Here is a 22,418-nt window from a genome sequence, read left to right as displayed (position 1 = left end):
AATGTTACCATTAAAAGAATTTGTACAAAAGCGTTACAATAAAACTATTGCAGAATGTAGCAATGAAGAGCTTTACCTTGCTCTTCTCAACTACAGCAAGCTTGCTAGCAGCCAAAAACCAGTCAACACTGGTAAGAAAAAAGTTTACTACATCTCAGCTGAGTTCTTGATTGGTAAACTCTTGTCAAACAACTTGATCAACCTTGGTCTTTACGACGATGTGAAAAAAGAACTTGCAGCTGCAGGTAAAGACTTGATCGAAGTCGAAGAAGTAGAATTGGAACCATCACTTGGTAACGGTGGTTTGGGACGTTTAGCAGCCTGTTTTATCGACTCAATCGCTACACTTGGTTTGAATGGTGACGGTGTTGGATTGAACTATCACTTTGGTCTTTTCCAACAAGTTCTTAAAAACAACCAACAAGAAACGATTCCTAATGCTTGGTTGACAGAGCAAAACTGGTTGGTTCGCTCAAGCCGTAGCTACCAAGTGCCATTCGCACACTTTACCTTGACATCTACTCTTTACGATATCGACGTACCTGGTTACAAGACAGCTACTAAAAACCGCTTGCGTTTGTTTGACTTGGATTCAGTTGATTCTTCTATCATCGAAGATGGTATCAACTTTGACAAGACGGATATCGCTCGCAACTTGACTCTTTTCCTTTACCCAGACGACAGCGACAAGCAAGGTGAATTGCTCCGTATCTTCCAACAATACTTCATGGTTTCAAACGGCGCGCAATTGATCATCGACGAAGCAATCGAAAAGGGAAGCAACTTGCACGACCTTGCGGACTACGCAGTTGTACAAATCAACGATACTCACCCATCAATGGTGATCCCTGAATTGATCCGTCTTTTGACTGAACGTGGTATCGAACTTGATGAAGCAATCTCTATCGTTCGTAGCATGACTGCCTACACGAACCACACAATCCTTGCTGAAGCCCTTGAAAAATGGCCTCTTGAATTCTTGGAAGAAGTGGTTCCTCACTTGGTACCAATCATCAAAGAATTGGACCGTCGTGTGAAAGCAGAATACAAAGACCCAGCTGTTCAAATCATTGATGAAAACGACCGTGTACACATGGCTCACATGGATATCCACTATGGATACAGCGTAAACGGGGTGGCAGCACTCCACACTGAGATCTTGAAGAATTCAGAGTTGAAAGCTTTCTACGACATCTACCCAGAAAAATTCAACAACAAAACAAACGGTATCACATTCCGTCGTTGGCTCATGCATGCCAACCCAAGACTATCTCACTACTTGGATGAGATTATTGGAGAGGGATGGCACCATGAAGCAGATGAGCTTGAAAAACTCTTGTCTTACGAAGACAAAGCAGCTGTCAAAGAAAAATTGGAAAGCATCAAGGCTCACAACAAACGTAAATTGGCTCGTCACTTGAAAGATCACCAAGGTGTGGAAATCAATACAAACTCTATCTTTGATATCCAAATCAAACGTCTTCACGAGTACAAACGCCAACAAATGAACGCTTTGTATGTCATCCACAAATACCTTGATATCAAGGCTGGTAACATCCCTGCTCGTCCAATCACAGTCTTCTTTGGTGGTAAAGCAGCTCCTGCCTACACAATCGCCCAAGACATCATTCACTTGATCCTTTGCTTGTCAGAAGTGATTGCAAATGATCCAGAAGTAGCTCCACACTTGCAAGTGGTTATGGTTGAAAACTACAACGTTACTGCAGCAAGCTTCCTTATCCCAGCATGTGATATCTCAGAACAAATCTCACTTGCTTCTAAAGAAGCTTCAGGTACTGGTAACATGAAATTCATGTTGAACGGTGCTTTGACTCTTGGTACTATGGACGGTGCTAACGTGGAAATCGCTGAGTTGGTTGGCGACGAAAACATCTATATCTTTGGTGAAGATTCAGAAACTGTTATCGACCTTTACGCAAAAGCAGCTTACAAATCAAGCGAATTCTATGCTCGTGAAGCTATCAAACCTTTGGTTGACTTCATTGTGAGCGATGCTGTTCTTGCAGTAGGTAAGAAAGAACGCTTGGAACGTCTTTACAACGAATTGATCAACAAAGACTGGTTCATGACTCTCCTTGACTTGGAAGACTACATTAAAGTCAAAGAGCAAATGCTTGCTGACTACGAAGACCGTGACGCATGGTTGGATAAAGTCATCGTTAACATTGCCAAAGCAGGATTCTTCTCATCTGACCGTACAATCGCTCAGTATAACGAAGATATCTGGCACTTGAACTAAGATACAAATTTATACTAATACATTTTGTAAAAAAGCGAGTTTCGATTGAAATTCGCTTTTTTTGAATAATGTTGATTTGAATCAATCTGGTCTAAAAAGAGAGAAATCATAGACGTATTGAAGGTTTAACACTCTCTTTCAACCTCATGCTTCTTCTTAGTTGATTACCTCATATTTCTTGTATTCGCTTACACGAAGTGTTATAATATGATTGCAGGAAAGAAGGTGTTCTTATGTGGAAAAAATATTTTTCAAAATATAAATGGACTGATTTATTTTGGATACTATTTGTGATTTGGTCATGCCTTTATATGGGTAATAGTAGTTCCTTTCCACTGACTCATCAAGAAATCTCTTTTCATGGATGTTGTTATGGGGCATCACTTGCCTCATTTCACTTGCTATTTATTGATAAATTTGTTATTTCGAATCGAAAATAAATGGAGAGGTTAAAATTTTTTCCACTTTTCGGATAGACAGTTGAAAAATCGCGATTTATACCCACACCTCAAGAGGAGGTGTGGGTTTTGTCTTATTGAAAGATTTATTTACACTGCTTTCCCAACTAAAATCTCTGCTTCGATGGTAATCTCAGTCAACTGACTCCAGTCAATCTTGGTTTGGTCAACGTGAAAGAGGAGAGGCGTCATGGCAAGCAGGGCTTGGCGTTGCTCAGCCGAGATAGGTTTTGTTAAGGAAGCAATCTGACTAGATTGGATGCTGAAATGTTCCTGGAAATGTTCCTTGATATCTTGGTTGGAATAATCCTTCTTTGTCAGCTGGTCCTGCACCATTTGACGGATTTCTTTGAGGTGATTTTCAGTTGGGATGACCTTGATCAAAATACCGTCTTTGGATAAAACGCGACGGAATTCCCCATAGTTGGCAGGCGAGAAGATATCAAGCAGGATATCCATGCTGGCGTCTTTTATAGGAAGACGAGCCAGGTCGCCGACAAACCAGTTGACCGCCCAGTTTGGTTCGCTCTTGGCAGCGATTTGAACGGAATCTTTTGAAATATCAAAGGCGTAAAAGGTTTTGTCAGAGTGACTTTCTTGGAGTTTACGAGAGTAGAAACCTTCGCCACAACCGATATCCAAGACTGTTTTTGCGGATGGATTAGTTGTTAGTAAGTCCGAGATACCTTCTAAAATAGCCTGATAAAAACCAGCTTCAAGAATTTGCTGGCGGTTTTGGAAGTTTTCCTTGTCGTAGTTGGCAGATTGCTTGATTTGCGGAGCCAAGTTGACATAGCCGAATTTTGCCAGATCAAAAGAATGGCGGTTGCTACACTTGAGGCTAGACTCTACCAAGGCCAGATTTTCTTGGCAGATAGGGCAGAAAAAGGCAGTCGCAGAAGCAAAACGCTGAAGTTTGGGTTTGAGGTTTGTATTCATAGTTTAAGTGTATCAAAAGAGGCAAATGAAAGCAACTTTAGAAATAAGTAGATGGGAGATTCAGTAGAAATAAAACTAATTCTCCAATTTATAGAATAAAATTGCTTTTATATCTAAATTTCTATATAATAATGATAAGGAGGAAATAAGTATGTTAAAAGAAGTATTAACCGTTGCAAAAGTTGCGAAAAAATCATCACTCTTTTTGGGTGGTGTCGCATTTGGTACCCTTGGTTTGAAAATCTTGGCAAGTAAGGAAGCTAAAAAAGGTTATTCTAAAGCTTTGGCTAAGGCTTACAAGTTGAAAGACGGGCTAGATGCATCTGTTTCTGTTGTGAAACAACATGGAGACGATGTCTTGCAAGATGCCAAATATTTGTACGAGCAAGAGAAAAAAGAAGAGCAATTAGATAGCCTTATAGGAGAATAATATGTCTTTTAAAGTGCTACATAGAGGATACCAACATATCCGACTATCATCTTCTTTTTCACTCACCTTGGATATTCAAGACTATCTTCGTTCCTTGGCGAGAGATGAAAAGGGGATTGAGTCTATCCAGTTTTACATGGATCAACAGCACTTTACTCTACGCATAAAAGAAGGCTTTTCTGTATTAGATAATGCAGAAGCCTTTTTAAAAAGAATTGATAAAGGGAAAGTTTCTGAGTTGATGACTCTTCCCATTCGTAGAGAAGAGAGTGCTTATTCTATTGTTTCAGGTGCAGCGATTAAGCGTGTACTTTTTCGTAGTTTTGTGCCGTATCCTATTCGCTATATATGGACTTGTTATCAGGCTTTGGGTTATATTAGAGAAGCCTATCAAACACTAGCGCGTAAGGAACTAACGATGGAAGTCTTGGACTGTTCGGCGATTTTATTGTCCTTGTTTATGAACCAATCCAAGACAGCTAGCAATATCATGTTTATGCTTGATTTGGGGAATCATTTAGATCAGTGGTCTTTGAAAAAAACTGCAACAGATTTAGAACAAAGCCTTCTTGCAAAAGAGAGCGACGTATTCTTAGTACAGGGCGATACGGTTGTTAGTATCAAGAGTTCCGATGTTCAAATAGGAGATGTCTTGGTCCTATCTCAAGGAAATGAAATTCTGTTTGATGGACAAGTAGTTTCAGGTTTAGGTATGGTCAACGAAAGTTCCTTGACGGGAGAGAGTTTTCCAGTTGAAAAAAGAGAGTCTGATTTGGTTTGTGCAAATACAGTATTAGAAACTGGAGAGTTACGCATTCGTGTAACCGATAATCAGATGAACAGCCGGATTTTACAACTGATTGAGTTAATGAAGAAATCTGAAGAAAACAAGAAAACGAAACAACGCTATTTCATCAAGATGGCGGATAAGGTCGTCAAATATAATTTCTTGGGGGCTGGGCTAACTTACCTATTAACAGGTTCTTTTTCTAAGGCTATTTCTTTCCTATTAGTCGATTTCTCCTGCGCTTTGAAAATCTCTACTCCTGTAGCTTATTTGACAGCTATCAAGGAGGGGTTGAACCGTGAAATGGTGATTAAGGATGGGGATGTTCTGGAGAAATATCTGGAAGTTGATACTTTCTTGTTTGATAAGACGGGAACAATCACAACTAGTTATCCTATAGTTGAAAAGGTGTTACCTTTTGGGGACTATAGTGAGGAAGATATTCTCAGAATCAGTGCCTGTCTTGAGGAACACATTTATCATCCTATTGCTAATGCCATCGTCAAGCAAGCTGAGATAGAGGGAATTGAACATGAGGAAATGCATGGGAAACTCCAATATATTGCAAGCAAGGGGATCAAATCTCATATAGATGGCCAACCAGTTCTTATTGGGAATTATGTCTTGATGCAGGATGAGCAGATTCATATCAGTTCAGAACAAAATGCTTTAATTGAAGAGTACAAGAGTCACTACAATCTCTTATTCTTGGCTTATCAGAATGAATTGATTGGAATGTTCTGCATTCATACTCCTTTGAGAAAAGAAGCAAAAGCAGCCTTGGAGAAACTTAAGGCACAAGGGAAAAAATTGATTCTGGCAACAGGGGACACCTTGGTTAGGACAGAGGAATTAGTCAAAGATTTGCCCTTTGATCAGGTCTATACAGACTTGAAACCTGATGGGAAATTTGAGTTAGTAGAGGAACTGCAGAAAGCAGGTCACACGATTTTGATGGTTGGAGATGGATTGAATGACTCAGCGGCTCTAACCCTATCAGATATCGGTGTGGTGATGAATGAGAGTGCAGATATTTCTAAGCAGATGAGCGATATCTTATTGTTAGATAATCGTTTGGATTTCTTCCAAGAGTTGGATTGGCTATCATCATCTTTGCAAACACTCATCAAGAAGAATATTCAAGATACCGTTGTCGTAAATAGTAGTTTGATTGGCTTTGGCTTGTTTAATTGGCTCAGTCCTTCAAACCTCTCTATCCTACATAATCTAACAACCTTACGCATAGTCCTGCGTAGCCTGTCTATTAAGGGATAGGTGGGGACTATTCACAGCAAAAAGGAGTTACCTTTCTCGAGGGTAACTCCTTTGTTTATAGGTAAATGTTTAACAATTTAGTAAGTCAACACGAAGTATTTTTTCTTCCCGCGGCGGATAACAGTTAGTTCGTTTTCTAACTTATCTGCGTCACTCAAGACATAGTCAAGGTCTTGGATACGGTCGCCGTTGACGTAGATGGCTCCATTTTGAACATCTTCACGGGCTTGGCGTTTGGAGTTCACCACACCAGATGACACGAGGAGTTCCACGATATTGTGGTTTTCGTCAGCTTGGACTTGGTAGTTTGGCACTCCACGAAGTCCTTGTTTGAGTTCTTTGACAGAAAGGTTTTTGATGTTTCCAGCAAAGAGTTGCTCAGTGATGTTAAGAGCTTCTTTGTAAGCTTCTTCTCCGTGAACAAGAGTCACGACTTCACGAGCCAAGACTTTCTGAGCCAAGCGTTCGTGTGGAGCTGCTTCAAACTGTTTGCGGATGTCTTCAATCTCATCGAGTGACAAGAAGGTAAAGATTTTCAAGAAGCGAACAGCGTCTGCATCCATGACGTTCATCCAGAATTGGTACATTTCGTATGGGGAAGTCTTTTCAGGATTGAGCCAGACTGCGTTTCCTTCTGATTTACCAAATTTCTTACCAGTTGCGTCTGTGATGAGGGGAACTGTGATAACGTGACCAGTCTTGTCAGCCTTACGACGAAGCAATTCGGTACCAGCAGTCATATTTCCCCACTGGTCAGAACCACCGATTTGTAGCGTTACGTTGTGCTCTTGGTTAAGGACAAAGAAGTCATAACCTTGCATGATTTGGTAGGCAAACTCAGTGTAAGAAATCCCTGTCTCGATCCGTTTCTTCACAGACTCCTTACTCATCATGTAGTTGACAGTGAAGTATTTTCCGATATCACGGAGGAAGTCAATGAAGCTGATGCTGCCAAACCAGTCGTAGTTGTTGACCATGACAGCTTTATTTTCACCATTTTCAAAGTCAAGAAAACGAGAAAGTTGTCCTTGGATAGACTTGACCCAGCCCTCTACTGTGTCTTTTGTTTGGAGACTACGCTCAGCATCTTTGAAGGACGGATCTCCGATGAGACCTGTAGCACCGCCAACGAGCGCATAAGGTTTGTGACCTGCTAATTGCAAACGACGACTGGTCAAGATTGCGACAAGGTGACCTAGGTGAAGGCTGTCAGCAGTTGGATCGTAGCCAGTATAATAAGAAACTTGACCTTCTTCTAGGGCTTTGCGCAAAGCTTCTTCATCAGTCGTTTGAAAAATCAAACCACGCTCTTTTAGCTCATCAAAAATGTGCATGTGTCTTTTCTCCTTTATAAAATATTGTTTCTACCTATTGTATCACAAACTTGATTAATAGCCTAGTGGAATAGGGAAGAAAGTGGCTATTTTATTGAAAGTTTCCCTTTTATGGTATAATAGAGAAAGCGAGGACATTCATGAAAGAAAGAATTAATGAATTAAAAACAAAAATGCTGCATTTTTTCCAGCAGCTAATGCAACGAATTGCAAAATGGAAGAAAAGACTAGCAAAAAAACTAGCTAATAAGAAAACCGGTAAAAAGGGGACCTCTTCTGACAAAGTTAGAAGGGCAGGGTCTATTTTTGCTAAGGTTTTGAGTGGGTTTAAAATAGTCTTTAATACTCTCTTTATCTTAGGCTTTATCGGTGGACTGTTTGGCGCTGGTGTAGCTATGGGTTATGGAGTCGCTCTATTTGACAAGGCCCAGGTACCTCAAGCAGAAGAGTTGGTCAAGCAAGTGAAGGATATTGCCTCTATTTCAGAAATCACTTATTCTGACGGCAGTACCATTGCCTCGATCGAGGGCGATTTATTGCGCACTTCAGTCGCTTCAGATGCTATCTCAGACAATCTTAAGAAAGCCATTGTTGCGACAGAGGACGAGCATTTCAATGAACACAAGGGAGTTGTGCCTAAGGCCGTTATTCGTGCGACTTTGGGAACCTTTGTCGGTCTAGGCTCGTCTAGTGGTGGTTCGACCTTGACCCAGCAGGTCATCAAGCAGCAAGTGGTGGGGGATGCTCCAACTCTGGCTCGTAAGGCTAAAGAGATTATTGATGCTCTAGCTTTAGAACGGGCCATGGGTAAGGATGAGATCTTGACAACCTACCTTAACATAGCTCCTTTTGGTCGCAATCATAAAGGTCAAAATATTGCAGGTGCCCAGCAGGCTGCAGAAGGAATCTTTGGGGTCAATGCTTCGGATTTAACGGTCCCTCAAGCAGCCTTTATCGCAGGATTGCCACAGAGTCCAATCAGTTATTCTCCTTATGAATCTGATGGTAGCATGAAGAGTGATGAGGACATGGCTTTGGGAATTAAGCGTGCCAAGGATGTCCTCTACAATATGTACCGAACAGGGGCTCTAAGTCAGGAAGACTACGATAAGTACAAAGATTATGACTTTAAGAAAGATTTCCTACCATCAGGTAGTGTTAGCGGTACTTCGCGTGACTATCTCTACTATGCAACCTTGGCAGAAGCTACTGATCGCATGTACGACTACCTCGTCCAACGAGATAATGTTTCTGCGCAAGAATTAAAGAATGAGTCCATTCAGAAATCCTATCGTGATCTAGCCGCTAAGGAAATTGAAAATGGTGGATATAAGATTACGACAACTATCAATAAAAATGTTCATGCTGCGATGCAAAATGCGGTTGCGACCTACGGCTATTTGCTAGATGATTCGACAGGCCAGCCTGAGGTGGGGAATGTCCTCATGGACAACCAAACGGGAGCTATCCTTGGATTTGTTGGTGGTCGTAATTATCAAGAAAATCAGAACAATCACGCTATCGATACCAAGCGTTCTCCAGCTTCAACCACAAAACCTATATTGGCCTATGGTATCGCTATTGACCAAGGTTTGATGGGAAGTGCAAGTATCTTGTCAAACTATCCTACCAACTTCTCAAATGGGAATCCCATCATGTATGTCAATAGTCCTGGTACGGGCATGATGACATTGGGAGAAGCCCTTAACTACTCATGGAATATCCCAGCCTACTGGACGTATCGTACGCTTCGAGAGAAGGGTGTTGATGTCAAAGGCTATATGGAAAAAATGGGTTACGAAATCCCAGAATATGGTATTGAAAGTTTACCGATGGGTGGGGGGATTGACGTTACAGTTGCCCAGCATACCAACGGGTATCAAACTCTGGCCAACAATGGAGTTTACCATAAGAAACATATGATCGCGAAGATCGAGTCAACGGATGGCCGATTGGTATACGAGCACAAGGATGAGCCTGTCCAAGTTTATTCAAAAGCGACAGCAACCATTATGCAAAGTCTCCTTCGGGATGTTATCTCGTCTCGGATTACCTCGAGTTTCCAGACGGACTTGACGACTATCAATCCATCCCTCGCTCGTGCTGACTGGATCGGAAAAACTGGTACGACCAATGAAGATGAAAATATGTGGCTCATGCTTTCTACACCTCGCTTGACTTTGGGTGGCTGGTTAGGTCACGACGACAACCGACCACTAGCCAAAGGAGCAGGTCACTACCGCAATGCCAACTATATGGCCCACTTGGTCAATGCCATTCAGCAAGCTGAACCTGGAATATGGGGGAATGAACGCTTTAATCTGGATCCAAGTGTGACCAAGTCGCAAGTTCTCCGATCTACAGGACAAAAACCAGGCAAGGTTTCCATCAATGGAAAAGAAATAGAAGTTTCTGGATCAACAGTAACGAGCTACTGGGCGACTAAAGAAGGCGCGCCAGTGACCACCTATCGCTTTGCTATTGGAGGAAGCGATGCAGATTATCTGAACGCATGGAAGAATATTCTAGGAAACATTCCAGCAGTGACTCCTCCAAGCTCAAGTTCAAGCAGTAGCTCTGGAAGTTCAAGTTCGAGTGGCAATACTCAAAGTGGTTCTTCAGGACGTTCACGTCTATTTAATCGTTAGGAAAGAGTAGTAGCAAGGTTAGTAATTTCTCCTTGTTGCTACTTTTTTCTTTGTTGGTTTCGTGTTACAATAATAATATGAATCATTATCAGAAAAAGATTGTTAAGGGAACAGTATATTCGCTACTCTCAGGCCTAATCTGGGGGATTTGTGGGATTTTAGGAGAGTATTTTTTCACTCATTATCCAGTGTCTTCTGGATGGATTACTTCTATGCGTTTACTAGTGGCGGGGAGTTTGGTTTTAGGTCTATCTGCCTTTCAGTTGCGTAGCCGCTTGTTGGACATCTGGCGTGATAAGAAAAATTATCTACCTTTTTTAGCCTATGCTATTCTAGGTATTTTTTCTGTGCAGTTTTTCTTCTATCTCTGCGTTGAGTATTCCAATGCGACGACGGCGACCATTTTGCAATTTATCAGCCCTGTTTTTATCCTGTTTTACAATCGAATCATTTACCAGAAGAAGGCTTCTATTACAGCTGTGTTCTATGTTTTGATTGCCATGCTAGGTGTTTTTTTGATGGCTACAAAAGGGGATTTGTCCCAGTTATCCATGACACCTTTGGCTCTAGTGACAGGTTTGCTCAGTGCAGTAGGGGTCATGTTTAATGTTATCCTTCCCCAACGCTTTGCACGGCGCTACGGATTTGTTCCGACTGTTGGTTGGGGGATGATTCTGGCAGGTCTCTTTAGTAATTTCCTCTACCCTATTTATCGGATAAGTTTTCAAGTGGATCTGGTAAGTGTGCTGATTTGTCTGACGATTGCCGTGTTTGGTACAGCTTTTGCCTTCTTCCTATCTATGAAGGCTGTGTCACTCGTTTCCCCGCTGGTTGTATCAGTGGTGAGTGCTAGCGAACCGCTCTCTTCAGCTTTATTAAGTGTTCTTTTTCTGGGAATGGTCATGGATGGTTTTTTGGCCTTAGCTATGGTGTTGATTATCGTTCCGATGATTTTTTTATCTGTAGAGGAAGCAAAACAAGCCCAGTAAAGATGATTATTTGATAGTTGAGGCTTCAAATTTGAAGCCTTTTTTGGTAGAATAGGTATCATTATAACGAACCAGGAGGCACCTATGACTGCTACAAAAATGAACGCTCAAGAAATTATCCAATTTATCGCCAATGCTGAAAAGAAAACCAGTGTCAAAGTAACCTTTGAAGGAGAACTTGCAACTGCTGTACCTAGCTCTGTTGTCAAACTAGGAAATGTTTTATTCGGAGACTGGAAGGATGTTGCTCCGCTTCTTGAAGGTTTGGTAGAAAATCAAGATTATGTTGTCGAGCAAGATGCTCGTAATTCTGCAGTTCCTTTGCTAGACAAACGTGCGATCAATGCTCGTATCGAGCCAGGTGCTATTATCCGTGACCAGGTTGAAATTGGTGACAATGCTGTTATCATGATGGGAGCTGTTGTCAATATCGGTGCTGAAATCGGTGCTGGAACCATGATTGACATGGGTGCCATCCTTGGAGGTCGTGCTATCGTTGGGAAAAACAGTCACGTTGGTGCAGGTGCAGTTTTGGCGGGTGTGATTGAGCCAGCTAGCGCTGAACCAGTCCGTGTCGGAGATAATGTTCTTATCGGTGCCAATGCAGTGGTGATCGAAGGGGTCCAAATCGGCAGTGGTTCAGTTGTTGCAGCAGGAGCTATTGTTACCCAAGATGTTCCAGAAAACGTGGTAGTGGCAGGTGTTCCAGCTCGTATCATCAAAGAAATTGATGCCCAAACCCAACAAAAAACAGCGCTAGAGGATGCGCTTCGTACCTTGTAAAAATAAAAAGAGGCGGATACTTCTTCCAGCCTCTTTCTTCTATCAAAAGGAGGATCGATAGATGTTAGATTTGATTCAGACTAGACGAGATTTACACCAGATTCCAGAGATTGGCTTGGAAGAGTTCAAGACTCAGGCTTATTTGCTGGATGTGATTGAGAAATTGACTACGGGCAAGGATTTTGTTCAAATTCGTATTTGGCGAACAGGGGTTTTGGTCTATTTGCAGGGAAGCCAGCCAAAGAAGACTATTGGCTGGCGAACAGATATTGATGGCCTGCCTATCGTCGAACAAACAGGACTGCCTTTCGCCTCTCAGCACCAAGGTCGCATGCATGCTTGTGGCCATGATTTTCATATGACTATTGCCTTAGGCTGTCTCGAACGCGCCCTGGAGGAACAACCCAAGAATAATTTGCTCTTTCTATTTCAGCCTGCTGAAGAAAATGAAGCTGGTGGCATGCTCATGTATGAGGACGGTGCTTTTGGAGACTGGCTACCAGACCAGTTTTATGGACTCCATGTTCGTCCGGATCTAAAGGTTGGACAGATTGCGACCAATACCCATACGCTCTTTGCAGGGACTTGTGAGGTGAAGATTCGTTTCAAAGGAAAAGGGGGACATGCAGCCTTTCCGCATGAAGCCAATGACGCCTTGGTGGCTGCTAGTTACTTTGTAACCCAAGTACAGTCAGTTGTCAGCCGCAATGTCAATCCCATCGAGGGAGCGGTGGTGACCTTTGGCCTTTTCCAAGCTGGAACAACCAATAATGTCATTACAGACACAGCCTTTTTGCATGGAACCATTCGCGCCTTGACTCAGGAAATGAGCCTCTTGGTACAAAAAAGAGTCAAGACAGTCGCAGAAGGGGTTGCAGCAGCCTTTGATATGGAAGTCGAAGTAGAACTCAAGCAAGGAGGCTACCTACCTGTTGAGAACAATCCAGCCTTGGCGCGTGAACTGATGGACTTTTTTGAAGAGAAAGATGGAATCGAGTTGATTGATATCGAGCCTGCTATGACAGGCGAGGACTTTGGTTATCTCCTTTCGAAGGTAGATGGCGTTATGTTCTGGCTAGGTATCGATAGTCCCTACGCTCTTCATCACCCTCAGATGAGTCCTAAGGAAGAAGCCATAGCCATTGGGGTAGATGCAGTCTCTAGTTTCTTAAAAAAGAAGGCAGCAGAGTAGAGGAATTGTCTATGAAAGCAGAACTACGCAAGAAAATTTTGCAAGAAATGAAGGCTTTATCTCAGGAGCAAAAACGGGCTATGGATCGAGCTTTAACCGAGCGTTTCTTACATCATCCCTTTTACCAAGAAGCTAAGAACATCGCAACCTATCTCTCTTTCCCTCATGAATTTCAAACGCAAGAACTGATTGAGCAGGCGCTGAAGGACGGCAAGAAGGTTTTGATACCCAAAACCTATCCCAAGGGGCGCATGGAGTTTGTGGTCTATCATCCGCAGCAGTTGGTAAAAACTTCCTTTGGTTTACTGGAACCGCAAGGAGACTTGGAAGTGGTGGAACTGTCTCAGATTGATTTGATTCATGTTCCAGGGCTAGCTTTTACGACAGAAGGCTATCGAATCGGATATGGTGGAGGATACTACGACCGCTATCTAGAACATTTTACTGGTCATACTTTGAGTACGGTTTATCCTTGTCAAATTCAGGAGTTTAACTTGGAAGACCATGATATTCCCGTCCAGGAGGTGCTAATCTATGAAGGAAATCTTTGATAAACGTTATCCTGTGACTAGTTTCTTCCTCCTAGTAACCGCATTGGTCTTTCTCTTGATGTTGGTTCTTACAGGTTTAAATTTTGAACGAGCAGATACCTTGCTTCAGTTTGGAGCCATGTATGGACCGATCATTCGCCTGTTCCCTGAGCAGATTTGGCGCCTTTTTTCGGCTATATTTGTGCATATTGGATGGGAGCATTTCATTGTCAATATGATTTCGCTCTACTTTCTTGGACGACAGGTTGAGGAGATTTTCGGCTCCAAGCAGTTCTTCCTTCTCTATCTCTTATCAGGAATGATGGGCAATCTCTTTGTGTTTGCATTTACACCGAAAGTTGTCGCAGCTGGAGCATCCACTTCTCTCTACGGGTTATTTGCTGCGATTATCGTCCTGCGTTACGCAACTCGCAACCCCTATATTCAGCAGTTGGGGCAATCCTATCTGACACTTTTCGTGATAAATATCATTGGAAGTGTTCTGATTCCAGGAATCAGCCTAGCAGGCCATATCGGAGGTGCAGTAGGCGGTGCCTTTCTAGCAGTCATCTTTCCAGTCAAATGGGAGAGAAGGATGTACAGTACCAGCCAGCGAATCGGAGCAACTGTACTTTTTATCGCACTAGCCATTTTCCTTTGCTATAAGGGAATGACCTATGTGTAGGGGGGATAGTTAAATGCGAGCACCGATTCGGTTGCTAATAAGTCATCTGCAAAGATGGCTTTTTTGTTGCAATCGTCAACAAAAAACAAAGCCCTTATTTAAGAGCTTTGTTTTTCTTCTATTCTCCCTCAGCTAACTCTTTTCCGAGTTGGATGAGGTAGTCTTTCAAGTCATCTTTAACTTGGGGGTGTTTGAGAGCGTAGTCGATGGAGGTTTTCATAAAGCCAAACTTATCTCCGACATCGTAACGAGCCCCTTTGAACTCACGAGCAAATACACGTTGTGTTTTATTGAGGGTATCGATTGCATCTGTCAGCTGAATTTCATTTCCTGCACCTGGAGCTTGGTTTTCGAGGATTTGGAAAATTTCAGGAGTGAGGAGGTAGCGTCCGATGATAGCAAGGTCGCTAGGAGCATCCTCTGGTGCAGGTTTTTCAACGAAGGTTTCAACGCTATAAAGGCCGTCTTTTCCTTCGCCTTGTGGAGCAATAACCCCGTAAGCAGAGACTTCGTCGTGAGGGACTGGCATAACAGCGATAGTAGACGCGTGGGTACGCTCGTAGTCATCCATGAGTTGTTTGGTAAGTGGAACAGCCTTTTCGTCCGTGATATCCATCAAATCATCACCAAGCATAACGACAAAAGGTTCATTTCCAACGAAAGCTTTGGCTTGCAAAACAGCATCGCCGAGACCACGTGGATGTGTTTGGCGGATAAAATGCAGGCGCATGCCGGTTGTCTCATCAACCAGCTTCAAAAGATCGGTTTTCCCTTTTTCTTTAAGGTTATATTCCAATTCGAAGTTTGAATCGAAGTGGTCCTCGATGGAACGTTTTGACTTACCAGTAACAACCAAGATGTCTTCGATTCCAGATTTGAGGGCTTCTTCAACGATAAACTGGATAGTTGGCTTGTCTACGATTGGCAACATTTCCTTGGCCAAGGCCTTAGTTGCTGGGAGGAAGCGAGTTCCCAATCCAGCTGCAGGGATGACTGCTTTTCTGACTTTTTGTTTCATGATGTTCCTTTCTATAAGGGTCTACGACCATTCGTTTTCTGCTTTAAATTCATTGCTCATGATGTCAGTGATTGCTTCTTTGATGTTGACACCTTCGTAGATGACTCGGTAAATAGCCTGTGTGATTGGCATGTAGACACCCAATTCCTGAGCCAGCTCGTAAGCTGCTCGAGTTGTTGAAATGCCTTCGATGACCATGCCCATGTTTGCTTCGATGTCTGCGAGGGATTCTCCACGACCGAGAGCATCACCGGCCCTCCAGTTACGAGAGTGGACAGATGTCCCCGTTACGATCAAATCCCCAACTCCAGAAAGCCCGCTATAAGTCAGAGGATTGGCTCCAAGAGCGACCCCTAGACGGGTGATTTCAGCCAAGCCACGGGCAATGATAGCCGCCTTGGCATTGTCGCCAAATCCTAGACCATGTAGTGCTCCAGCGCCAACTGCGATGATGTTTTTGAGAGCACCAGCGGTTTCAACTCCGATAACATCCGTATTAGTATAGAGACGGAAGTAGTGATTGCTAAAGAGATTTTGGACGTACTGGGCAGTTTCAAGATCTTTGGAGGCTGCGGTAATCAAAGTAATATCGCGTACAATCGTTTCCTCAGCATGGCTAGGTCCTGAAACAACAACGACTTCACTACGAAGGTCAGCTGGAATTTCCTCTTCAAGAATAGTTGATAGACGTTTGTGGCTATCTGGTTCCAATCCTTTGGAGGCATGCATGATGACAACCTTGTGATTGAGCACCTTTGCTACTTGTTGGGCAACCAGTCTCGTTACTTTTGTTGGGACTACAAATAAAACAGCATCCACATCCTTGAGTGTTTCTTCCAAGTCATGATAGGCTTTGATTTTTTCGTCGAGTAGGATATCTTTGAAGTAGCGTTTGTTTGTATGTTGGTTATTGATTTCATCAATTTGGTCAGAAATATTTCCCCAAATTCGAACCTCGTGTCCATTGTCGTTTAGGACCTGCGAAAGGGCAGTTCCCCAAGAACCAGGACCCAAGACAGCGATGGTTTGTTTCTTCATCTTTTCCTCCTTGTAAGAGTTCTTCCTTTCATTTTACCATAAAAAGCCTTTTCATGCATCACCTGTAGATGAAAGCGCACTAATTTATAATAAGGAGACTTCTTTGACAAGATGTCTCTTTTTTGCTAGAATAGCATCAATATGAACGAATGAGAAGGAGCTGACGCAGGATGTCGCTCCCTTTATCTATTTTATTAGGAGGAAATATGCTCATTAAAAAAATAAAAACCTATAAATGGCAAGCCTTGGCATCCTTAATGATGACAGGCTTGATGGTTGCGAGTTCGCTCTTGCAACCGCGCTATTTGCAAGAGGTGTTAGAGGCTTTGTTGGCCGGACAAAATGAGGCTATTTATAGTATTGGCGCTTGGTTGATAGGAGTAGCCCTAGTCGGTCTGGTTGCAGGTGGGGTCAATGTAACGCTTGCAGCCTACATTGCTCAAGGAGTGTCTTCGGACCTTCGTGAAGACGCTTTTCGCAAGATCCAGACTTTTTCTTATGCCAATATCGAGCAATTCAATGCGGGTAACCTTGTCGTCCGTATGACCAATGATATCAACCAAATTCAGAACGTGGTGATGATGGCTTTTCAAATTCTTTTCCGTCTCCCTCTTCTCTTTATCGGTTCCTTTATCTTGGCGGTTCACACTCTTCCGTCGCTTTGGTGGGTGATTGTCCTCATGGTGCTCCTAATCTTTGCACTAACTGCCATCATGATGGGGATGATGGGGCCACGATTTGCCAAATTTCAAACCCTTCTTGAACGGATCAATGCTATCGCTAAGGAAAATCTACGTGGTGTGCGCGTAGTCAAATCCTTTGTACAAGAAAAAGCACAATTTGACAAATTTACCGAGGTTTCTGATGAACTTCTCGGCCAAAATCTTTATATCGGTTATGCCTTCTCAGTTATAGAACCCGTTATGATGCTAGTCGGCTATGGAGCGGTCTTTCTCTCTATCTGGTTGGTAGCAGGCATGGCTCAGTCAGATCCGTCTGTAGTGGGCTCGATTGCTTCCTTTATCAACTATCTCAGCCAGATTATCTTTACTATTATCATGGTTGGATTTTTAGGAAATTCTGTCAGCCGTGCCATGATTTCTTTGCGTCGTATCCGTGAGATTCTAGATACCGAGCCAGCGATGACCTTTAAAGATCTCCCAGATGAAGAGTTAGAAGGAAGTCTCTCTTTTGAAAATGTGACCTTCACCTATCCCAATGATGACGAACCTATGCTGAAGAATGTAACCTTTGATGTTGCGCCTGGTCAGATGGTCGGTGTGGTTGGAGCGACTGGAGCAGGGAAGTCCACTCTAGCTCAGTTAATTCCACGACTGTTTGATCCACAGGAGGGATCTATTAAGATTGGTGGCAAGGATATTCGAGACGTCAGCGAGGGAACCTTACGTAAAACAGTTTCCATTGTCTTGCAACGTGCTATTCTCTTTAGTGGGACCATTGCAGATAATCTTCGTCAAGGGAAAGGCAATGCCAGCGTGTCAGAAATGGAACGTGCAGCACGAATTGCCCAAGCCAGCGAATTTATCGGACGCATGGAAAACAAATTTGAGAGTCAGGTCGAAGAGCGAGGCACCAATTTTTCTGGTGGACAAAAACAACGGATGTCCATTGCCCGTGGGATTGTCAGCAATCCCCGTATCCTGATTTTTGACGATTCGACTTCAGCCTTGGATGCTAAGTCAGAGAGACTCGTACAGGAAGCTTTGAATAAAGACCTGAAAGGGACGACAACCATTATCATCGCTCAAAAGATTAGTTCAGTCGTCCATGCAGACAAGATTTTGGTCTTGGACCAAGGACGCTTGATTGGAGAAGGACGGCATGCAGACTTGGTAGCTAACAATGCCGTCTACCGCGAAATCTACGAAACACAAAAGGGAAAGGAGGAATAAAATGAAAACCGTTCGATTTTTCTGGAATTATTTTAAAGTTTACAAGCTCTCCTTTGTCATTGTGATTCTGATGGTTGCGGTGGCGACGATTGCCCAAGCCCTCTTTCCTGTTTTTTCAGGCCAAGCAGTCACGGAGCTAGCTAACCTAGTTCTAGCTTATCAAAATGGGACTTCCGAACTAGCCTGGCAAAGTTTGTCAGCTCTGATGCTGAATCTAGCTCTGGTTGTCCTTGTCTTGGTGGTGTCTAGCTTGATTTACATGATCTTGATGACCCGTGTGATTGCCGAGTCGACAAATGAGATGCGTAAGGGCCTTTTTGGTAAACTTTCCCGTTTGACGGTTTCTTTCTTTGACCGCCATCAGGATGGGGATATCCTTTCTCGCTTCACGAGCGACTTGGACAACATCCTTCAAGCCTTCAATGAAAGCCTAGTTCAGGTTATGAGCAATATTGCTCTTTACATCGGTTTGATTTTTGTCATGTTTTCAAGAAATGTGACGCTCGCCCTGATAACAGTAGCCAGCACTCCAGTGGCCTTTCTCATGCTGGTTTTCATCGTGAAAATGGCCCGCAAGTATACCAATCTCCAGCAAAAAGAGGTTGGGAAACTTAACGCCTACATGGACGAGAGTATTTCTGGACAGAAAGCTGTTATCGTACAAGGAATTCAAGATGATATCGTAGCAGGCTTTGTGGAGCAAAATGAGCGCGTGCGTAAGGCAACCTTTAAAGGGAGAATGTTCTCAGGTATCCTCTTTCCAGTTATGAATGGGATGAGCTTGGTCAATACAGCCATCGTCATTTTTGCTGGTTCTGCGGTCTTGCTGAAGGATCCAAGTATCGAAACAACGACAGCCCTAGGTTTGATTGTCATGTTTACCCAATTTTCTCAACAGTACTACCAGCCGATTATCCAGGTGGCTGCGAGTTGGGGGAGCCTCCAGTTGGCCTTTACTGGGGCAGATCGTATCCAAGAAATGTTCGATGCAGAAGAAGAGATTCGTCCGCAAAATGCGCCTGCCTTTACGGAATTGCGAGAAGGCGTTGAAATCAGTCACATTGATTTCTCTTATGTGCCAGACAAGCCGATTTTAAAAGATGTTAGCATTTCAGCTCCTAAGGGGCAGATGATAGCAGTTGTCGGTCCGACTGGCTCAGGGAAATCGACCATCATGAACCTCATCAATCGTTTCTACGATGTGGATGCAGGTAGTATTTCCTTTGATGGCAAAGACATCCGTGACTACGACTTGGACAGTCTGCGGAGCAAGGTCGGGATTGTCCTGCAGGATTCGGTCTTGTTTAGCGGAACAATCCGAGACAATATCCGCTTTGGTGTGCCAGATGCCAGTCAGGAAATGGTCGAAGCAGCTGCCAAGGCAACTCATATTCATGACTATATCGAAAGCTTGCCTGACAAGTATGATACCCTTATTGATGATGAGCAAAATATCTTCTCGACTGGGCAGAAACAATTGATTTCCATCGCTCGAACCTTGATGACAGATCCTCAAGTCCTAATTTTAGATGAAGCGACTTCCAATGTGGATACCGTAACAGAAAGCAAGATTCAACATGCCATGGAGGCAGTTGTAGCAGGACGAACCAGTTTTGTGATTGCCCATCGTCTCAAGACCATCCTCAATGCCGATCAGATTATTGTCCTCAAAGATGGAGAGGTCATTGAACGTGGAAATCATCACGAGTTGCTCAAGATCGGTGGCTTCTACTCGGAACTGTATCACAATCAATTTGTCTTCGAATAAAAAAGAAGTTGTCCTTATTGGGCAGCTTTTTTTTATACATAAAAAATACTTATCACGGTCTTTAAAAAAACATATTAGACAGGAAAGGGTTGGAGTGATAAGATAAGACTATCGCAAGAAAATCGAAAGGAGACACATTATGGCTAGAACGGTTGTAGGAGTTGCTGCAAATCTATGTCCTGTAGATGCAGAAGGGAAAAACATTCACTCATCTGTATCCTGTAAATTTGCAGAGAGCATTCGTCAAGTCGGTGGTCTTCCTTTAGTAATTCCTGTAGGGGATGAGTCCATTGTGCGCGATTATGTGGAAATGATTGACAAACTCATCTTGACAGGTGGGCAAAACGTCCATCCTCAGTTTTATGGAGAGAAAAAGACCATTGAGAGCGATGATTACAACCTTGTACGCGATGAGTTTGAACTAGCCCTCTTGAAAGAAGCGCTCCGCCAGAATAAACCAATTATGGCAATCTGTCGCGGGGTTCAGCTGGTCAATGTTGCTTTTGGCGGCACTCTTCACCAAGAAATTGAAGGTCACTGGCAAGGCTTGCCTTTTGGAACCTCTCATTCTATTGAAACAGTAGAAGGAAGCGTGGTGGCTAAGTTATTTGGCAAAGAAAGTCAGGTTAATTCAGTGCATCGTCAGAGCATTAAAGATCTAGCACCCAATTTCCGTGTGACAGCGGTGGATCCTCGAGATCAGACAGTGGAAGCGATTGAGTCTATTGACGAACATCGCATTATCGGTTTACAGTGGCACCCAGAGTTCCTGGTCAATGAAGAAGATGGCAATTTAGAATTATTTGAGTATTTATTAAATGAATTGTAACGGTTAGAGTCTCTAGCCGTTTTTATTCGTCCTTTCAGATTTTTTATATTTTAGCAAATTTACGCAAACGTTTGAATTCTGATAAAAATTGGGCAAAATCAATAAAAAAACTTGAAAAAATCGAAGGTAAGCGTTATGATAGAAAAGAAGAAATTTTGGAGGATTATCATGTCACATATTAAATTTGATTATTCAAAAGTTTTAGACAAATTTGTTGCCCCACATGAAGTGGAATACATGCAAGCACAAGTAACAGCTGCAGACGAATTGATTCGTAAAGGAACTGGTGCTGGTAGCGACTTTTTAGGTTGGTTGGACCTTCCTGAAAACTATGACCGTGAAGAATTCGACCGCATCTTGAAAGCTGCTGAGCAAATCAAGTCAGATAGCGATGTCTTGGTTGTAATCGGTATCGGTGGATCTTACCTTGGTGCCAAAGCAGCCATTGACTTCTTGAACCACCACTTTGCAAACTTGCAAACAAAAGAAGAACGCAAAGCTCCACAAATCCTTTACGCTGGAAACTCAATCTCATCTACTTACCTTGCTGACTTGGTAGAGTACGTAGCTGACAAAGACTTCTCAGTAAACGTGATTTCTAAATCAGGTACAACAACAGAACCAGCGATTGCTTTCCGTGTCTTCAAAGAACTTTTGGTTAAGAAATACGGACAAGAAGAAGCTAACAAACGTATCTACGCAACAACTGACCGCCAAAAAGGTGCTGTTAAGGTTGAAGCAGATGCCAACGGTTGGGAAACATTTGTGGTTCCAGACGACATCGGTGGACGCTTCTCAGTATTGACAGCAGTTGGATTGCTTCCAATCGCAGCATCAGGTGCAGACATCAAAGCCCTTATGGAAGGTGCGAACGCAGCTCGTAAAGACTACACTTCAGACAAACTTTCAGAAAATGAAGCTTACCAATACGCAGCAGTTCGTAACATCCTTTACCGTAAAGGCTACGCTACTGAAATCTTGGTAAACTACGAACCATCACTTCAATACTTCTCAGAATGGTGGAAACAATTGGCTGGTGAGTCAGAAGGGAAAGACCAAAAAGGTATTTACCCAACTTCAGCTAACTTCTCAACTGACTTGCACTCATTGGGTCAATTTATCCAAGAAGGAACTCGTATCATGTTTGAAACAGTTGTCCGTGTTGACAAACCACGTAAGAACGTGATTATCCCTACTTTGGAAGAAGACCTTGACGGACTTGGTTACCTTCAAGGAAAAGACGTTGACTTTGTAAACAAAAAAGCAACTGACGGTGTTCTTCTTGCCCACACTGACGGTGATGTGCCAAACATGTACGTAACTCTTCCAGAGCAAGACGCTTTCACTCTTGGTTATACTATCTACTTCTTCGAATTGGCAATTGCCCTTTCAGGTTACTTGAATGCCATTAACCCATTTGACCAACCAGGTGTTGAAGCTTACAAACGCAACATGTTTGCCCTTCTTGGAAAACCAGGATTTGAAGAATTGAGCAAAGAGCTTAACGCACGTCTATAATAAAAGAAAAGAGTGGCTTTTCCA

General features: G+C 42.9%; 18 protein-coding genes. 14 read left to right on the top strand and 4 right to left on the bottom strand.

The window, feature by feature from the left end; genetic code table 11:
* Nucleotide 1: 1 nt before the first annotated feature.
* Nucleotides 2-2,260, top strand: a complete 2,259-nt coding sequence (gene glgP, locus GMD5S_RS0206930; RefSeq protein ID WP_000937131.1) for a glycogen/starch/alpha-glucan family phosphorylase — start codon at nucleotides 2-4, stop codon at nucleotides 2,258-2,260.
* Between the two features lie 233 nt (nucleotides 2,261-2,493).
* The gene (locus GMD5S_RS10880; RefSeq protein WP_033587430.1) at nucleotides 2,494-2,700 is read left to right on the top strand and encodes a hypothetical protein; all 207 of its coding nucleotides are present in this window, start codon (nucleotides 2,494-2,496) and stop codon (nucleotides 2,698-2,700) included.
* Between the two features lie 108 nt (nucleotides 2,701-2,808).
* Here the strand turns inward: GMD5S_RS10880 and GMD5S_RS0206925 are convergent, their stop codons facing one another.
* Nucleotides 2,809-3,657 (bottom strand): putative RNA methyltransferase, encoded by an 849-nt coding sequence (locus tag GMD5S_RS0206925; protein WP_001095531.1) that lies wholly within the window; start codon nucleotides 3,655-3,657, stop codon nucleotides 2,809-2,811.
* A 151-nt stretch (nucleotides 3,658-3,808) separates the two neighbouring features.
* On the opposite strand from GMD5S_RS0206925, the gene GMD5S_RS0206920 reads away from it, so the two are divergent.
* On the top strand, nucleotides 3,809-4,087 hold the full coding sequence (locus tag GMD5S_RS0206920) for a DUF6110 family protein (protein ID WP_000910910.1): 279 nt from the start codon (nucleotides 3,809-3,811) through the stop codon (nucleotides 4,085-4,087).
* A 1-nt stretch (nucleotide 4,088) separates the two neighbouring features.
* Complete coding sequence (locus tag GMD5S_RS0206915) at nucleotides 4,089-6,149, top strand: heavy metal translocating P-type ATPase (protein ID WP_000008775.1); 2,061 nt, start codon at nucleotides 4,089-4,091, stop codon at nucleotides 6,147-6,149.
* 77 nt (nucleotides 6,150-6,226) lie between these two features.
* On the opposite strand, the gene tyrS is transcribed toward GMD5S_RS0206915, so the two are convergent.
* The gene (gene tyrS / locus GMD5S_RS0206910) at nucleotides 6,227-7,483 is read right to left on the bottom strand and encodes a tyrosine--tRNA ligase (RefSeq protein WP_000546900.1); all 1,257 of its coding nucleotides are present in this window, start codon (nucleotides 7,481-7,483) and stop codon (nucleotides 6,227-6,229) included.
* Nucleotides 7,484-7,623: 140 nt separating this feature from the next.
* On the opposite strand from tyrS, the gene pbp1b reads away from it, so the two are divergent.
* The 6 genes from pbp1b to GMD5S_RS0206880 all read left to right on the top strand — a co-directional run bounded on the left by pbp1b (nucleotide 7,624) and on the right by GMD5S_RS0206880 (nucleotide 14,310).
* Nucleotides 7,624-10,131: a penicillin-binding protein PBP1B gene (pbp1b, locus tag GMD5S_RS0206905; RefSeq protein ID WP_000664442.1), complete on the top strand. Its 2,508-nt coding sequence runs from the start codon at nucleotides 7,624-7,626 to the stop codon at nucleotides 10,129-10,131.
* Between the two features lie 77 nt (nucleotides 10,132-10,208).
* Nucleotides 10,209-11,120 (top strand): DMT family transporter, encoded by a 912-nt coding sequence (locus tag GMD5S_RS0206900; RefSeq protein ID WP_008284424.1) that lies wholly within the window; start codon nucleotides 10,209-10,211, stop codon nucleotides 11,118-11,120.
* Between the two features lie 84 nt (nucleotides 11,121-11,204).
* The gene (gene dapD, locus GMD5S_RS0206895; protein WP_000127448.1) at nucleotides 11,205-11,903 is read left to right on the top strand and encodes a 2,3,4,5-tetrahydropyridine-2,6-dicarboxylate N-acetyltransferase; all 699 of its coding nucleotides are present in this window, start codon (nucleotides 11,205-11,207) and stop codon (nucleotides 11,901-11,903) included.
* Between the two features lie 61 nt (nucleotides 11,904-11,964).
* Complete coding sequence (locus tag GMD5S_RS0206890) at nucleotides 11,965-13,095, top strand: N-acetyldiaminopimelate deacetylase (protein ID WP_000885096.1); 1,131 nt, start codon at nucleotides 11,965-11,967, stop codon at nucleotides 13,093-13,095.
* Nucleotides 13,096-13,106: 11 nt separating this feature from the next.
* Complete coding sequence (locus GMD5S_RS0206885; RefSeq protein ID WP_000642760.1) at nucleotides 13,107-13,646, top strand: 5-formyltetrahydrofolate cyclo-ligase; 540 nt, start codon at nucleotides 13,107-13,109, stop codon at nucleotides 13,644-13,646.
* A complete protein-coding gene (locus tag GMD5S_RS0206880) occupies nucleotides 13,630-14,310 on the top strand; it encodes a rhomboid family intramembrane serine protease (protein ID WP_000658477.1) in 681 nt (226 codons plus the stop codon). The genes GMD5S_RS0206885 and GMD5S_RS0206880 overlap by 17 nt, the downstream gene beginning before the upstream one ends.
* A gap of 118 nt (nucleotides 14,311-14,428) precedes the next feature.
* On the opposite strand, the gene galU is transcribed toward GMD5S_RS0206880, so the two are convergent.
* Both galU and GMD5S_RS0206870 read right to left on the bottom strand, forming a co-directional pair.
* On the bottom strand, nucleotides 14,429-15,328 hold the full coding sequence (gene galU, locus GMD5S_RS0206875) for a UTP--glucose-1-phosphate uridylyltransferase GalU (protein ID WP_000811022.1): 900 nt from the start codon (nucleotides 15,326-15,328) through the stop codon (nucleotides 14,429-14,431).
* A 21-nt stretch (nucleotides 15,329-15,349) separates the two neighbouring features.
* Complete coding sequence (locus tag GMD5S_RS0206870; RefSeq protein WP_000745029.1) at nucleotides 15,350-16,366, bottom strand: NAD(P)H-dependent glycerol-3-phosphate dehydrogenase; 1,017 nt, start codon at nucleotides 16,364-16,366, stop codon at nucleotides 15,350-15,352.
* A 206-nt stretch (nucleotides 16,367-16,572) separates the two neighbouring features.
* Here GMD5S_RS0206870 and GMD5S_RS0206865 point away from each other — a divergent pair, with 206 nt between their 5' ends.
* The 4 genes from GMD5S_RS0206865 (at nucleotide 16,573) to GMD5S_RS0206850 (ending at nucleotide 22,394) form a co-directional block, all read left to right on the top strand.
* The gene (locus GMD5S_RS0206865) at nucleotides 16,573-18,279 is read left to right on the top strand and encodes an ABC transporter ATP-binding protein (protein WP_000905730.1); all 1,707 of its coding nucleotides are present in this window, start codon (nucleotides 16,573-16,575) and stop codon (nucleotides 18,277-18,279) included.
* A gap of 1 nt (nucleotide 18,280) precedes the next feature.
* Nucleotides 18,281-20,047, top strand: a complete 1,767-nt coding sequence (locus tag GMD5S_RS0206860) for an ABC transporter ATP-binding protein (RefSeq protein ID WP_000860002.1) — start codon at nucleotides 18,281-18,283, stop codon at nucleotides 20,045-20,047.
* Between the two features lie 139 nt (nucleotides 20,048-20,186).
* Complete coding sequence (locus tag GMD5S_RS0206855) at nucleotides 20,187-20,876, top strand: gamma-glutamyl-gamma-aminobutyrate hydrolase family protein (protein WP_000124757.1); 690 nt, start codon at nucleotides 20,187-20,189, stop codon at nucleotides 20,874-20,876.
* A gap of 168 nt (nucleotides 20,877-21,044) precedes the next feature.
* Entirely contained in the window at nucleotides 21,045-22,394 is a 1,350-nt protein-coding gene (locus tag GMD5S_RS0206850; RefSeq protein ID WP_000018248.1) for a glucose-6-phosphate isomerase, read from the top strand.
* The last annotated feature ends 24 nt before the right edge of the window (nucleotides 22,395-22,418 follow it).

The organism is Streptococcus sp. GMD5S, from assembly GCF_000298715.2.
Lineage (GTDB): Bacteria > Bacillota > Bacilli > Lactobacillales > Streptococcaceae > Streptococcus.
This window is presented reverse-complemented; position numbering and strand designations above follow the sequence as displayed.